Consider the following 12645-nt stretch of genomic DNA (forward strand, 5'->3'; position numbering starts at 1 on the left):
TGTCAGTACGTTATGGTGATCGCAACGGTGTCGGTGTAGAGGCCCGCCGCCGGTGTCGTCTGCGGTGGAACACGCCCGTAGACCGTCAGCGGCTGAATGGCGCCGTTGCCGGTTCCGCCGACCGTGTCGGTGGGGATCGTGGTGCCCCAAAGCTGCGTCCGGGTGCTTTCCCTGTAGATGGTGTAGTCGATCGTCGCCGACGCCGGCCCGGTCATCTTGCGAACAGCAACAGTTGCGCCCGCGCCCGCTCCGGCGCTCAGACCAACATTGTAGGACTTGCCGGTCGTGCATTGCACGTTGATGGTGCTGGTCTGGTCGACATTCGCATCAATGACACCGTGCGAGCCGAAATCGAGATCGCTCGCCGTCTGCACCTTGCATTCGTCGGTAATCGTGATGCGGACATTCATGCTGCCCGTCGCGGTCGCGGCGATCGCGGGCAGGATGGGAAGCAGCGACGCTCCCGCCAGCAGCGCATATTTCAGCAATCTCATGCGTGTTTCCTCCGTCGGGCAGACCGTTCCTCGCAACACAGTCTTGACCCGGATTTCACTCCTACAGCTCCTCCGTTGCATGCTTCGCAAGACATCAACGATACAGTAATGTCAGAAGCGAACTGTGCAATGATTATTACAACTTAGATTCGGATTACGACAGCGAATAACTTCGGTATGTATCGGATAATTTTGGTTAATATTTGGTTAACAGAGATGAAATGGACATTTTTCCGAAATGAAAGTTCGTCTGTCGAAAATTTATTTTGCTTCTCGTGCCGAAAAGGCGAAAATATCTGGCAAATCATCTTGATTTTGTAGAGTCTCACCTGTCGTCCTTTATTATCGATATTTCGCGGCGTGCACCGGCGCCAAGCGGCCATCGCCATAGCCGCGCCGGTAGCTGTTCGCGCCTGTCCAAGCCTTGCGGTCGTGCTGACAGGGCCGCATTCGCCAAAACCGTGTTCCGCCCGGCCCAAGCATGGCCGTCCCGGCTGAGATAAATCCACCGCCGTCGGATCGCGGCGAAACACATGCGAATCGTTCTTGCCACGCTGGCCCGGATTTCCTTCGGCGGCGCATCGGCCAGACGGGAGATGCGCCTGTTGTCCCTTGGAGCCATGATCCACGGCCGGCAGCCGCGCGGACCGGCTGCCAGACGTCAGAAAAGGAAGAACGATGAAGAAGACCTATGAAAAGCCACAGCTCGAAAAGCGCCAGAAGCTGTCGCGTGTGACCGCTGTCGCCGGCCCATCAGTGGCCAGTGAGAGCTGACGCCGTCGACCGGCATCGAGCCACCAGCGGACAAGGAGAGCAGTCATGGATCAGCATGCGAACCCGTCACCCGGCTTCAGGCGCAATCCGGGCAAGGTGATCACCGTCGAGCCCTTCAACGGGCGTGTCGTCGTGTTTGCAAACGGCACCATCATCGCTTCCTCGGCAAAAGCCAAAATGGTGACCGAGCCGCCCCATCCCTTCTCCTTCTACATCCCGTTCGAGGACATCGACTTCCGCAAGCTCAGGAAGACGGAGCGGTCGACGCTGTGCCCCTACAAGGGCGACTCCAGCTACTGGAACGTGCTGCCGGCGGGCGAAACCGGTAACGACGCGATGTGGGCCTATGAGCAGCCCTTCGACGAGATGGCCGAGATTCGCGCCCACGGCGCCTTCTATCCCGACCGGGTCGCCATCGACGCCACGCCGCGCTAGCGCGTCATGCCTGTCGCCCAAAAGTGCCCAGCGTTTTTGGAGCCGACGACAGGCATGAACAGAGGAATTTTTCAGATCAGCCAAAGCTGTCCTCACCCGGGGGCGCAGCGGTTTTGCGGCAACGGCATGCCGAAACAAAGACAAAATGTCATGGACGAAAAGCAGAGAGCCATTCTCGACGAAATCCCGCGCCTGCGCCGCTATGCGCGCTCGCTGCTGCGCGACCGCGATTCCGCCGACGATCTCGTCCAGGACTGCCTGGTGCGGGCGCTGCTGCGGCTGGACAACTGGCAGACGGGAGAGAGCCCGCGAAAATGGCTGTTCACGATCATGCATCATCTGTTCATCGACCAGATGCGCAAGGTGAACCGGCGAGGCGAGGCCTCGATGCTGCCGCTGGAGGCCGGCGAGGCGCAAGCCTCTCCCGCCGACCAGCTGGAGAACGTCGCCGCGCGCGAGATCATCGACGCGCTGCAGGCGATCAGCCCGGACCGCCGTGCCGCGCTGACCATGGTCGCCATCGAGGGCTTCTCCTATGCCGAGGCCGCCGAGATGCTCGGCGTTCCGGCCGGCACGCTGATGTCGCGCATCGCGCGCGGCCGTGAGGAACTGCGCGGCCTGCTCGAGGACAATGCGCGCCGCCGCGCGATAAGGATCGTCGAGCCAGGCCCGGCCAGGGCGGTTCCAATCAGGGCGCCAATGGCATGACGAGCCCCAATCGCATGATGACGCCTTACGGCATGGTCCACGATTGCAGGCCTTGTCCGCACTGTGGGCGCGGCGCACCCGGTAACGGTTTCTTCTCTGCTTGCGTGCATAGTGGCGGCGACGGAGTGAGCGAAACCAGGGCATGGCTGAAGAGAAAATACGCAACGGCGAATTCTGGGCGCTTGCGCTCGAACGCGCTCATCTCGGCGTATGGGACTGGGATATTTTGAGCGGCGACTGTTTCTATTCGCCGACCTGGTCGCACATGCTGGGTTATGAGGATGGCGAGCTTGCCAACAGCGACGACCTCTGGCTGAAGCTGACGCATCCCGACGACCGCCAGCGGGCGCTGGCCAGCGGCGAGCGGCACATTTCCGGCCTGACCGCCTCGATCGAGACCGAGCTGCGCCTCAAGCACAAGGACGGCCACTGGATCTGGGTGCTGGACCGCGGCGGCATTGTCGAGCGTGACGAGACGGGCAAGCCGGTCAGGCTGATGGGCGTGCAGACCGACATCAGCCGGCAGAAAGAGGCGGAAGCCGAACTCGAGCGGGTCAATGTGCGCTTTCGCCTGGCGCTGGCGGCCAGCGGCACCGGCATCTGGCATCACGACATCGACGCCAACAAGAGCTATTGGGACGCCCGCACCAGGGAGATATTCGGCCTGGTCGCCGACACCGACGAGGTGGCTGCCGACCTTTGGCATTCCTATCTGCATCCCGACGACAAGGATGCCGCAGAGCGCGCCCATCTGGCGCCGCTTTCGACCGACGGCGTCGTCGCCGCGCAATACCGCATCGTCAGGCGCGACGGCGAAATCCGCCATGTCGAATCGCTGGTGCGCTTCATCGCGGCGCCCGAGACGGCGGGCCAGATTCTCGGCACCGTGCGCGACATCACCGAGGACAAGAAGCGCGAGCGGGAACTCGCCTACGCCGCTCACCACGATGCGCTGACCGGCCTGTTGAACCGTGCCGCCTTCGACCGGCTGCTGGCCGTGCATATCGCCACCGAGCGGGCTTTGCCGCTGGCGGTGTTCTATGTCGATCTCGACTACTTCAAGGCGCTCAACGACTTTGCCGGCCACGCCGCCGGCGACCTGGCGCTGAGGGGTGTCGCCGCCGGTATTCTGGGCTGCCTGCCGGCATCGGCGCGTGCCGCGCGCCTCGGCGGCGACGAGTTCGCGCTGCTGGTGCCCAATTGCCAATCGGCCAAGGCCGAGGCGCTGGCCGGCGCGATTCTTGCGGCGGTCCGTGACGCCGACCTCGGACTGCCGGCGACCTCGCGAAAACTCGCGGCCAGCATCGGCATCGCCTTCGTCGAGGACACCACCACCACAGTTGCCGATGCGTTGGCCTGCGCCGACGACGCCTGCTATGCCGCCAAGGCGGCCGGGCGCAATCGCTTCGCGGTGTTTTCGGCCGATGCGGCGTCGGGCTCCGGCGGCCTCAACGCGGCGCGTGTCGCCGCCGACACGGTCGACGCCATGGATGACGGGCGGCTGAAACTGTTCGGCCAGGAAATCCATCTGCTCGGCCAGCCCTGGCAGGAGAGCCGCCACGTCGAGGTGCTGGCGCGGCTTGCCGGGCGCAATGGCAAGCTGATCCCGCCCAACGAATTCATTCCGGTCGCCGAGCGCTTCGGCATTGCCTCGCGGCTGGACCGCTGGATCATCAGGACAGCGCTTTCGCAGCATGGCGCGGCGATGCGGTCAGGCGCCATCATGCTCGGCTTCAACCTGTCGGCGCAGACGCTGAGCGATCCGCTGCTATGGGATTTCGTCGACGCCGTCATCGCCGAGACCGGGGCGCCGCATTCCGGCATCGGCTTCGAGATCACCGAGACCGCGGCCGTCACCAATTTCGACGCCGCCGAGCAGTTCGTGCGCAAGGCGCGCGAGCGGCAATGCCGTGTCAGCCTCGACGATTTCGGCGCCGGCATGAGCTCGTTCGAATATTTGCGGCGCTTTCCGGTCGATCAGATCAAGATCGACGGCTCGTTCATCGAGAATATCGCGGAAAGCCGTTTCGACCGCGAGATCGTCTCGGCCATAGCGGGCATCGCCAAAAGTCTCGGCTGCGCGGTGGTGGCCGAAAAGATCGAGCAGCAGGAAGCGCTCGACATTCTGCGCGGCATGGGCGTGGCCTATGGCCAGGGTTTTCTGCTGCACCGGCCGGAGCCGCTCGAGGCGATCGTCGCGCGGGCCGGCGAACAGTCACCATCCAGCGGACAGTCACCGGAAAAGCGCTTCGGCTGACGGCTTCTCATCGCCCGAGCTGGCGCGACTTGTCCGGCTAACCGGCGTCGGCCTTCTCCTGCTTTCGCTGCGCCGCCTCCTTCTTGCGGCGCAACACCTCGTCGGTGCCGACAAGGTCCTTCGAGCCGCCGGAAATGGCGGTCGAGAGGACGGCGGGCGGATCGCTGGCCGGAAAACTGTCTTCGAGGCCTGATTGCAACTGCTCCTCGAGCGTCTGCGGGTTCTCGGAGCGGCCTTCGGCGCGGCGCTCGCCAACGGCTTCGACATCGCTCTTGGTGTCGGGGTGAGCGCGGGCTTCCGATATCGTCGACACCACCAGCTCGATGGCGAACTCTTTCATCGCCTCGGCTTGCGGCCCATCGACATCAGAGTCTTCGATCAGGCGGATGAGCGACTTTTCCAGGGCGCCCAGTTCCTTGACGCCCTGACACCGCGCCAGACGCTTGGTGAGCGAACCGATCAGCGCCGGGGCAAAGGTCGAATAGGCAAGCCTGCGTGTGTCGTCGACCTGCTCGGGATGAAGCTTTTGCAAGGACATAGATGCCTCCAGTCAATCAGCCGTGCAGCTTCTGCCGCTGGCCCCTCCTTAGGAAACAGAGGGGAGGGCAAGAGGTTCCATACAGTCCTCGACAGGGTCGACGAGTTCAACTCCACAGCGACGCCATGGTCAGCGACGCTTCGAATATCTGCTCCCTGTTCTCGTTCAGCATCTTGACGGTGATCCGCCGGTGGTCGCCCTCCGGTATCTCGTCGCGCGCCACATCGTGCAATATGCGCAGCGCTTCGGCTCCCGCACGCTCCCGGCTGGGAAAAAGCTGCCCCTCTTCGTCAATCTGGGTCTCGGCGTTGTACAAGTCGAAGTAGAACCGTTCCATATGTGCAAGTCCCTGCTGGAGAATGCTAAAGCGCGTCGCGGTTGAAAGGGCGCAGGCGACGCGCTTCAGGTCTGTGTTTTTATGCATGTCGTTGTCTCAAAATCGGGGCCAATTTGAGCGACATGGATTAAATTCCAACCCGCGCCCATGGTTCCATGCGACTGTGTCCTGAGCAGATTTCCTGCCAGGAGCCGTCGCCGTGCCGGCCGATTGCAACCGCACCCGATCTCCGGCGTTTGGCTAGGCCACGGATGTCCAAGAAATCTCGAACTGGATCCTCGATGCTAGAACCGCTTTATCTCAACCTTGGCCAGCATGACGCTTTGTCCGAGCAGGAAAAGGGGCTGCTGGCCGCCGCCATGACCATCGAGATGGATTTTGCCACCGGTCAGGACATCGTTTCCGAGGGATCGAGGCCAGGCTACAGCACGCTCATCATCGAGGGTCTGGCGGCGCGCTACAAAGTGCTGGAGGATGGCGGGCGCCAGTTCACCTCGTTGCAGGTGCCAGGCGATTTTGTCGATTTGCACGCCTTCCTGCTCAAGACAATGGACCATGGCATTATAGCTTTGTCGCCATGCCGGGTGATCGCCGCCGACCACAGTCGGCTAAGGACGATCACCGAACAGGCGCCTCATCTCAGCCGCTTGCTGTGGCTGGACACGCTCGTCGATGGCGCCATCCATCGGGAATGGATCGTGGCCATGGGCCGGCGGTCCAAGACGTCGCACCTGGCGCATCTGGTGTGCGAGCTGTTCGTCCGGCTCCAGGTGGTCAAGCAGACCAACGGCATGAGTTTCCGGCTTCCTCTGTCGCAGGCGGAGCTGGCCGATGTGCTTGGGCTTTCGGTCGTCCACATGAACCGGGTCATCGGTGCGCTGCGCAAGATCGGTGTGATCGGCTGGGCGAATTACATGGTGACCATTCTGGACTGGCAGCAGCTGGTGGAAATCGCCGAGTTCGACCCGACTTATCTCAGCATGAACCGCGAGCCGAGATAGGCCATCCGGAGTTCGCCATGACATCGCCGGCAATCCGTCAGCCGGTCTTTCAACGATGCCCATCCAGCGACGCCAATTCGTCGAGCATGGCAAGGGCGGCACTTGGCTTGGCCGGCTTCAGCAAGCCCTGTTGGGCGGCGGCATTCTGGAAAGCGGCAAAGGCGATGTCCGGGCGGCAAATGCCGTTCAACGCGTCGTCCACCAGCCTGTCGGCCGCCTTGTAGGCCGCCGTCTGCTTGTTCTTCCATGTTCCGCCTAGCGCCCTCCTGGCGTCGGCGATCGACGACACCGTCATCGCGCTTCCGTCCACGAATCTGATCGTCAGGGGCAGAAAACGGCTCATGCGCTCACCATCCAAACCATTCGCGTCTCGCCCGGATCGATCTCATCACTTGCCTCCTTGAAAACGGGATCGCCATAAACGAGGAAATCACAAACTGGTTGCAGCCCGGCGAGCTACATGTTGCTTGCCGGCCAGATCGGCCGATGCGGACGATAAGGCGGCCGCGGCGCCGGCTTCAACGGGATGTCGGCGAGCGAGTTGCGGATCGGCCTGTACAGTATCGGCGAAGACGCGGCGCGGCGGTGCAGTACCGCGGCCGACAGTTTGGCAATCAGATTTCGAACGTCCATGGGACACCTCGAGCGCGTTGAGAGTCCCCCCATCGCGATCACCTACCACCTCACGCCCAGCATCCGCATTTAACTTTGATATAGGCCGGACGAATACGCGCCGCGCGCAATGTCTGCCGCCGAGATTCTGCCGATCGTCGGCGGCTATTGAGCGGCGTCGCCAGGCTGGCGGTCACGCATCCCAGCAGCGACGTCGCAGACGCTGCTGCAACCGGATGAATTTTCGTGCATTCTTGTGCATGGCCACAATGCTTCGAACCGACACGCCGGCAAAATGCTGCTCCTATTGCGGTTCGCGAGAGCATGACTACGAGGATTGTCCGAAGCGCAAAGCAGAGGCGGAGCGGCAGTGGGAAGGCCAGGCAAAGCCCGGCGCCGAATCCGAGGCGACGGCCGAAGTCTAGCTTGGCTCGAACAACTCGACCACGTTGCCGGACGGGTCTTCACAAAGAATCTGTCGCCCGCCCGGACCTTCGACGATCTGGTTGCGGAACCGCACGCCGGCCTCGCCCAACTTAGTCACGATTGACGGCAACTGCTCGACTTCGAGCACAAAGCGGTTCCATCCGCCCGGCTCGGGTGTCCGGCCGTCCGGCATCGGCCTGGCTGCCGACGCCAGGGGGCCGGCGAGCCAGAGCGAGAGGTCGCCGCGCGTCAGGATGGCCATCGCCGGACCGAATTGCTGCTTCAGCGCGAAGCCCAGATGGCTCGTATAAAACGCGATGGACAGATCGACATCGCGGACCAGATATCGGACGGACACCATTCGCAGGCTCCCTCACAAACGCCCCTTCCGAGAGATAGCTGGCGGGACAAGTCGGGGCAAGCCCGCGCGCACGCTTCGGGCGCCTACGGTGCGATTGCGTGGTCGGCCTGTCTCTCTCTCACGAAGGCCGTCAGCAGCTCCATTCCCGCCGGCCAGTCGCCCAGCCCGCTATTGCTGTTGATGTGACCAAGCGGCCCGGCGATGTGCAGTTCGCTGCCCCATTGTGTGGCTTTCTCACCGGCATAGCCGTTCGGATCATAGGGATCGTCGGTGCTGGCCACGATCAGCGAAGGGAAGCTAAGCGGCCCGCGCGGCGTATCGGCGAAGGGAATTCCGTAAGCGGGATAGACCGGCGAGGCCGGGTCGGGAACCGCAACCAGAAACGCCCCGCCGATCCGACGGCTCGACACCGCCTGCCAATGCGCGACCAGCAGGCAGCTGAGACTGTGGGCGACGAGCACCGGCGGGGTCTGTGCCTGTGACACCGCGACGTCCAGCGCCGCCACCCAGTCGTCGAAATCCGGCAGCTCCCAGCTTGCCGGGCTGAAGCGGCGCATCGCCGGGTTGGCCTGCTGCCAGCGTGTCTGCCAGTGGGCCTCGCCCGATCCGCCGCTGCCCGGCAGAATGATGAAGTCGGTCATGGAAAATCCTGTTCCTTCGCCGCAGATGATGCCCAATCCTAGGGCTTCTCCTCGTTCGCGGAATGAGAGATCATCGGAAAGCGACCAAGAATTCCGATGGATTGAAGGTGTTCATGGCAAACGGCGATTACCGGCCACGGCTCGACCCCACCGACATGGCGATCATCGAGATCATGCAGGAGGACGGCCGCATCGGCATTTCCGAACTCGGCCGCCGCGTCGGCCTGTCCCAGCCCGCGACGTCGGAGCGGGTGAAGCGGCTGGAGGAGCGCGGCATCATCGCCGGCTACCGGGCCGCGATCGATCCCACCGCCCTTGGTCTCGGCACCATGGCCATGATCCGCCTGCGCACCACGCATGAGCACATCCAGACCTGCCTGAAGAAATTCGCGGCCATGCCGGAAGTGGTCGAGGTGCTGCGGGTGACCGGCGAGGATTGTTTTCTGGTCAAGGTCGTCGTCCCGTCGCCGCCCGACCTCGAAAGCATCGTCGACGCCATCGGCCGCTACGGCGCGGTGACGACCAATGTGGTGCTTCGGGCCGAGCCGCCGAAGCGGCTGGGGCGGGAGCTGATGGCGAAGCTCTGAGCGGCCACGCGCGGCAAGAGGATTGCAAGCGCCTCCTTTTGCGAGCTCCGGCTTTGCCGCGAAAGAATTTCGCGGGCTGGTGTAGGATCGGCGGCGTGGCGCCCGTCCTTGGGGCGAAACCCGTTGCAAACCTTTGGAGCACATCATGGAAGCCGTTCAATCGCCGTGGCAGACCGCGGCCATTCTCATCGCCCGCCTGACGCTGGCCGCCATGTTCGCGATGGGAGCAGCCTTCAAGTTCATGGATATGAACATGACCGCCGGCTACATCGCCGCCGCCGGCTTTCCGTTCCCGCTGTTTCTGGCCTGGTGCGCCGCGATCCTCGAAACGCTGCTGGTGATCGCCTTGCTGACCGGAGCGTTCTTCACGCCGGCCGCCCTGGTCGCCGCCGTCTACGTGGTCTTCCTCGGCTTGCCTTCCACGGTCCGTCGCACTGGACCGGCAACCAGGCCGAGTTCGGCGCCTTCATGTCCCATTTCCCGTTCGCCGCCGGCCTGCTGTTCGCCGCCGTGCATGGACCGGGCAGCGTGCTTGCCTCGAAACTTGGCCGAGGGTGAGGCCCCGCGTCGGCAGACCGCCTCACATCTGGTCGTTGTAGGGTTCCTTCATCTGGCCGACCATGCGGGCCAGTTTCGAGAAGGACGGCATGTCCGCCTCCGGCTGGCATTGATTGGCCAGTTCCAGCAGTCTGATCGGAAAGTTGACGGCGTCGCGGTTGGACTCCGACATGCCGTCGGACCGCTCCTCGCCGGTTTCGATGGCCTCGGCCTTGCGCAGCGCGATGTCGATATCCTCGACCGTGAGCAGGCCCTTGCGCACCAGCACCTGATTGATCGAAGCGACGGCCATCAGCAGGCCTTCGAGTTGCAGATTGGCGACGTTCATTGCTGTTGCTCCCATTTGGCTCACGCTCAACGCATGAGCCGCTGTTACGATCCGGACGGGGATGCAAGCGATAGGCGTCGGCCGATGGCCTGCGCTACTCTTCCATCCAGCGGCGGCCATATTCGGCCCACAGCGCCTTGACCTCCCGGCTGCCGAGGCGCGGGGCCGAGCCGTCGCCATAGGCGATCGAAACGCCGCTGATGTCGTAATGGGGATGGGCGTCGATGACGAAGCGGATCGCCTCGCCGAGCGGCCTTCTGCCGATGACCGGATCGGCCTGGCCTTGGCCGACGCTGCGAACGCCCGAAACAGTGGCTGGCGCTTGCCGCATCCTGAACACGGATGCCATGGCTGGTTTGTCCATCCCGCTCTCCCCCGAGTTGGAGTGGAATGATTCCATAAGAGCCAGCTAATGACCAGTCGCTAGACGGCCTGTCGAAGGCTGCGTCTTGTATCCTGCAGCCGGTTGAAGGACTGTTCAGGCCAGCGGATCCGCCGCCGGCGGCCTGGCGGGAAGGCCGAGCCTTGTCCGCTCGCCGTCGGCAAACTCTCGGCCGCTTCCTGGGCCATGAACAGATGCTGGGTCACCGTGCCATTCTCGGCAACCAGCACCGCCCATTGGCGGCGGTCGACACGTTCCACGCGAACGTCATTGGGCTCTCCGGCCACCATGATCGTCCTCCAGCAGGCGTACGGCACGGAGGGGGCGTGCCTTTACGCCTTGGTCTTGCTCTTGGCCGGCGCCTTGGCGGCCGGCGCCTCGGGTGTCCTGATGCCGAGCCCGAACTCCTTTGCCAGCTCCGATCGCTTGGCGGCGTAGCTGGGCGCCGTCATCGGATAGTCGCCGGGCAGGTCCCATTTGGCGCGATAGGCTTCCGGCGTCATGCCATGGGCGGAGCCGAGATGACGCCGCAGCGACCTGAACTTCTTGCCATCCTCGAGGCAGTAAATGAAATTCGGCGTTACCGAGCGCTTGCGGTTGACCGCGGGCTCAGGCGCAGGTTGCGGCGGAGCAACGGGATTGTCCACGGCCGCGAGCGCTGCATTGACGCTCTCGATCAACGCCGGCAGGCTATCCGGAGGCACTGAATTGTTGCGCACGAATGCCGCGACGATGTCGGCGGTCAGATTTATATTTCGGATTTTGTCCTCAGACATGGCTTCTTTTGCCCCCTTGATGCCAAAGGACAAATTATCAGACAACATCCGCCGACGGCATGGCACTTTAGAACATATGCATATGACTTGACGCCGGATGTGGTAGCGCTAGCATCGCCGAGTCTCCGATCGATGTCGATGTAGGAATTCTTTCCTGACATATCTTGACCGGTGAGGGCAGCTATGCTATGATTTGTTCATGGTGCTGATTTGCGCCGCCGACCCGCCGCCGAGGCGGGTTTTTTGTTTCAGGCCGGCTTGGAAGCGATGATGGCCAGTGACGCGAGTTTTCCCTCGCTCAGGCTGCTTATGTAGTTTTTTCGCCGATGCACGAACTCGGCGCCGAGCACGATCTCATTGGCCTGCTGCTGGGCGGGCGACGGAACCATGCTGGAATTTGCCCGTTTCAACGCCAGCTCGACGTGATCGCCGGTTTCGTCGATGACGTCGTCGACCTGGAATCCGGCTGAAGCAAACAGAGCCTTCAGGGTTTCGCGGTCGACGAGATGGCTGGCCACAGCCGACACCGCCCAAGGCAAGGGATAGTGAGGCTCGCCGTCCGCCAGCACCGCCTCGGTCCAGACAAGCCTGGCCTTCGGCTTCAGTACGCGCCACGCTTGCCCGATGACCGCCGCCTTGTCGGCGATATTCATGCCGACATAGAAGCAGATCGCCGCGTCGAATGTGTCGTCCGCAAAAGGCAGCCTTGTCGCATCGGCCTCATGGAAACGCACTTTGTCGCCGAGGCCGCAGAGCTCGGTCAATCGGCGGGATGCCTCGACGAACGCCTGCGTCAGGTCGACGCCGTCGACGCTGCACCCATAGGTCTCGGCAAGGAACCGGGCCGGGCCGCCAATGCCGCTGCCGATGTCCAGAACCCGATCGCCGGCGGAGGGCGCAAGACGCGCAGCATGGTCCTGCGTGGCGATCAGCTCGCGGCCATGAAGCTGATCGAACGGATAGAGTTGTTTGGCTGCGAGGCTGCCGGCCTTTGCGTCCGGCACAGCCGACAGGATGCGCTCGACAATGCCGCCGCTGCCATAGTGACTGGTCACATCGCTCATTTCGCTCTCCGACGAGACCCAGCATCCCATCGATGCGGCCCTCGCGCAATGCGCGCCGCCGCCAAGGACGAGGCTTTGACCGGAGTAGGAATTATTTCTTATCTGCATTGACGGGTGAGGGCAGCTTTGCTATGATTTGTCCATGGTGCTGATTTGCGCCACCGACCCGCCCACGAGGCGGGTTTTGTTTTCCTGATGCCCACAACGTGCGGATATCGGATGTCGGCGGGACAGCCCCCCTCTGGCCTGCCGGACGTTCGTCGTTCGGAAAGCCAAGCAATTGGCTTTCCGTCCGCTGCGCGGACCACTCCTCAACCCCCACACGGGGGGGAGATCGGACTGCCGCCTTGCTTTCGCCAATCGTCA

Annotated in this window: 18 protein-coding genes and 1 pseudogene; 7 read left to right on the top strand and 12 right to left on the bottom strand. The window is 63.1% G+C overall.

What is annotated here, in order from left to right; all coding sequences use genetic code 11:
- Nucleotides 1-2: 2 nt before the first annotated feature.
- Complete coding sequence (locus tag NKI05_RS14660; protein ID WP_023685937.1) at nt 3-494, bottom strand: Csu type fimbrial protein; 492 nt, start codon at nt 492-494, stop codon at nt 3-5.
- Nucleotides 495-1313: 819 nt separating this feature from the next.
- On the opposite strand from NKI05_RS14660, the gene NKI05_RS14665 reads away from it, so the two are divergent.
- The 3 genes from NKI05_RS14665 to NKI05_RS14675 all read left to right on the top strand — a co-directional run bounded on the left by NKI05_RS14665 (nt 1314) and on the right by NKI05_RS14675 (nt 4668).
- Nucleotides 1314-1703, top strand: a complete 390-nt coding sequence (locus NKI05_RS14665; RefSeq protein ID WP_023697761.1) for a DUF427 domain-containing protein — start codon at nt 1314-1316, stop codon at nt 1701-1703.
- A 150-nt stretch (nt 1704-1853) separates the two neighbouring features.
- Nucleotides 1854-2411, top strand: coding sequence for an RNA polymerase sigma factor (locus tag NKI05_RS14670; protein WP_023697760.1), 558 nt, complete (start codon nt 1854-1856; stop codon nt 2409-2411).
- A gap of 142 nt (nt 2412-2553) precedes the next feature.
- Entirely contained in the window at nt 2554-4668 is a 2115-nt protein-coding gene (locus NKI05_RS14675) for an EAL domain-containing protein (RefSeq protein WP_023697759.1), read from the top strand.
- Between the two features lie 37 nt (nt 4669-4705).
- Here NKI05_RS14675 and NKI05_RS14680 read toward each other — a convergent pair whose 3' ends face one another.
- Both NKI05_RS14680 and NKI05_RS14685 read right to left on the bottom strand, forming a co-directional pair.
- The gene (locus NKI05_RS14680; protein ID WP_023671434.1) at nt 4706-5206 is read right to left on the bottom strand and encodes a hypothetical protein; all 501 of its coding nucleotides are present in this window, start codon (nt 5204-5206) and stop codon (nt 4706-4708) included.
- Nucleotides 5207-5312: 106 nt separating this feature from the next.
- The gene (locus tag NKI05_RS14685; protein WP_023671435.1) at nt 5313-5543 is read right to left on the bottom strand and encodes a DUF6894 family protein; all 231 of its coding nucleotides are present in this window, start codon (nt 5541-5543) and stop codon (nt 5313-5315) included.
- Between the two features lie 281 nt (nt 5544-5824).
- Between NKI05_RS14685 and NKI05_RS14690 the strand changes: the two genes are divergently transcribed.
- Nucleotides 5825-6544: a Crp/Fnr family transcriptional regulator gene (locus NKI05_RS14690; protein WP_023671436.1), complete on the top strand. Its 720-nt coding sequence runs from the start codon at nt 5825-5827 to the stop codon at nt 6542-6544.
- Nucleotides 6545-6593: 49 nt separating this feature from the next.
- Here NKI05_RS14690 and NKI05_RS14695 read toward each other — a convergent pair whose 3' ends face one another.
- Together NKI05_RS14695 and NKI05_RS14700 are read right to left on the bottom strand one after the other, a co-directional pair.
- Nucleotides 6594-6887, bottom strand: coding sequence for a DUF982 domain-containing protein (locus NKI05_RS14695; protein ID WP_023685943.1), 294 nt, complete (start codon nt 6885-6887; stop codon nt 6594-6596).
- Nucleotides 6888-7000: 113 nt separating this feature from the next.
- Nucleotides 7001-7177 carry a hypothetical protein gene (locus tag NKI05_RS14700; protein WP_023693747.1) on the bottom strand — a complete coding sequence of 59 codons (177 nt, stop codon included), beginning with the start codon at nt 7175-7177 and terminating at the stop codon, nt 7001-7003.
- A 239-nt stretch (nt 7178-7416) separates the two neighbouring features.
- Here NKI05_RS14700 and NKI05_RS14705 point away from each other — a divergent pair, with 239 nt between their 5' ends.
- Nucleotides 7417-7581, top strand: coding sequence for a hypothetical protein (locus tag NKI05_RS14705; protein WP_023685945.1), 165 nt, complete (start codon nt 7417-7419; stop codon nt 7579-7581).
- Here the strand turns inward: NKI05_RS14705 and NKI05_RS14710 are convergent.
- Nucleotides 7578-7943 (bottom strand): VOC family protein, encoded by a 366-nt coding sequence (locus NKI05_RS14710; RefSeq protein WP_023814814.1) that lies wholly within the window; start codon nt 7941-7943, stop codon nt 7578-7580. The genes NKI05_RS14705 and NKI05_RS14710 overlap by 4 nt on opposite strands.
- 83 nt (nt 7944-8026) lie before the next feature.
- Nucleotides 8027-8584 carry an RBBP9/YdeN family alpha/beta hydrolase gene (locus NKI05_RS14715; RefSeq protein WP_023814813.1) on the bottom strand — a complete coding sequence of 186 codons (558 nt, stop codon included), beginning with the start codon at nt 8582-8584 and terminating at the stop codon, nt 8027-8029.
- A 113-nt stretch (nt 8585-8697) separates the two neighbouring features.
- Between NKI05_RS14715 and NKI05_RS14720 the strand changes: the two genes are divergently transcribed.
- Together NKI05_RS14720 and NKI05_RS14725 are read left to right on the top strand one after the other, a co-directional pair.
- Nucleotides 8698-9171 carry an Lrp/AsnC family transcriptional regulator gene (locus NKI05_RS14720; RefSeq protein WP_023693744.1) on the top strand — a complete coding sequence of 158 codons (474 nt, stop codon included), beginning with the start codon at nt 8698-8700 and terminating at the stop codon, nt 9169-9171.
- A gap of 145 nt (nt 9172-9316) precedes the next feature.
- Nucleotides 9317-9729, top strand: a pseudogene (locus NKI05_RS14725) (DoxX family protein).
- A 22-nt stretch (nt 9730-9751) separates the two neighbouring features.
- Here the strand turns inward: NKI05_RS14725 and NKI05_RS14730 are convergent.
- The 5 genes from NKI05_RS14730 to NKI05_RS14750 all read right to left on the bottom strand — a co-directional run bounded on the left by NKI05_RS14730 (nt 9752) and on the right by NKI05_RS14750 (nt 12279).
- Nucleotides 9752-10057, bottom strand: a complete 306-nt coding sequence (locus NKI05_RS14730) for a hypothetical protein (RefSeq protein WP_023671444.1) — start codon at nt 10055-10057, stop codon at nt 9752-9754.
- Between the two features lie 94 nt (nt 10058-10151).
- Nucleotides 10152-10421, bottom strand: a complete 270-nt coding sequence (locus tag NKI05_RS14735) for a hypothetical protein (protein WP_023697755.1) — start codon at nt 10419-10421, stop codon at nt 10152-10154.
- 59 nt (nt 10422-10480) lie between these two features.
- On the bottom strand, nt 10481-10729 hold the full coding sequence (locus NKI05_RS14740; RefSeq protein ID WP_352792536.1) for a hypothetical protein: 249 nt from the start codon (nt 10727-10729) through the stop codon (nt 10481-10483).
- A 42-nt stretch (nt 10730-10771) separates the two neighbouring features.
- Complete coding sequence (locus tag NKI05_RS14745) at nt 10772-11215, bottom strand: Ros/MucR family transcriptional regulator (RefSeq protein ID WP_023671447.1); 444 nt, start codon at nt 11213-11215, stop codon at nt 10772-10774.
- A gap of 248 nt (nt 11216-11463) precedes the next feature.
- Nucleotides 11464-12279, bottom strand: a complete 816-nt coding sequence (locus NKI05_RS14750; protein ID WP_023693742.1) for a class I SAM-dependent methyltransferase — start codon at nt 12277-12279, stop codon at nt 11464-11466.
- Nucleotides 12280-12645: the final 366 nt, after the last annotated feature.

This window comes from Mesorhizobium sp. M0771 (assembly GCF_040320155.1).
Lineage (GTDB): Bacteria > Pseudomonadota > Alphaproteobacteria > Rhizobiales > Rhizobiaceae > Mesorhizobium.